Raw genomic sequence first — 962 nt, forward strand, 5'->3', positions numbered from 1 at the left:
TGCGCGATTACTAGCGATTCCAGCTTCATAGAGTCGAGTTGCAGACTCCAATCCGAACTGAGACCGGCTTTCGAGATTTGCATCACATCGCTGTGTAGCTGCCCTCTGTACCGGCCATTGTATTACGTGTGTGGCCCAAGACGTAAGGGCCGTGATGATTTGACGTCATCCCCACCTTCCTCTCTACTTGCGTAGGCAGTCTCACTAGAGTCCCCAACTTAATGATGGCAACTAGTGACAGGGGTTGCGCTCGTTGCAGGACTTAACCTAACACCTCACGGCACGAGCTGACGACAACCATGCAGCACCTTGAAAATTGCCCGAAGGAAGGTCTATTTCTAAACCGATCAATTCCCATTTAAGTCTTGGTAAGGTTCCTCGCGTATCATCGAATTAAACCACATAATCCACCGCTTGTGCGGGCCCCCGTCAATTCCTTTGAGTTTCAAACTTGCGTTCGTACTCCCCAGGTGGCTAACTTATCACTTTCGCTTAGTCTCTGAACCCGAAAGCCCAAAAACGAGTTAGCATCGTTTACGGCGTGGACTACCAGGGTATCTAATCCTGTTCGCTCCCCACGCTTTCGTCCATCAGCGTCAGTTAAGACATAGTAACCTGCCTTCGCAATTGGTGTTCTAAGTAATATCTATGCATTTCACCGCTACACTACTTATTCCAGCTACTTCTACCTTACTCAAGACCCGCAGTATCAATGGCAGTTTCATAGTTAAGCTATGAGATTTCACCACTGACTTACGGATCCGCCTACGGACCCTTTAAACCCAATAAATCCGGATAACGCTTGCACCCTCCGTATTACCGCGGCTGCTGGCACGGAGTTAGCCGGTGCTTATTCGTACAGTACCTTCAGCTTTCCACACGTGGAAAGGTTTATCCCTGTACAAAAGAAGTTTACAACCCATAGGGCCGTCGTCCTTCACGCGGGATGGCTGGATCAGGCT

Annotated in this window: 1 rRNA gene; it reads right to left on the reverse strand. The window is 49.3% G+C overall.

From position 1 onward, the window contains the following. Positions 1–962: ribosomal RNA gene (locus B0E34_RS10845) — 16S ribosomal RNA — on the reverse strand; the annotation flags it as partial.

The sequence above is a fragment of the Chryseobacterium mucoviscidosis genome (genome assembly GCF_002177115.1).
Taxonomy (GTDB): Bacteria; Bacteroidota; Bacteroidia; order Flavobacteriales; family Weeksellaceae; genus Chryseobacterium; species Chryseobacterium mucoviscidosis.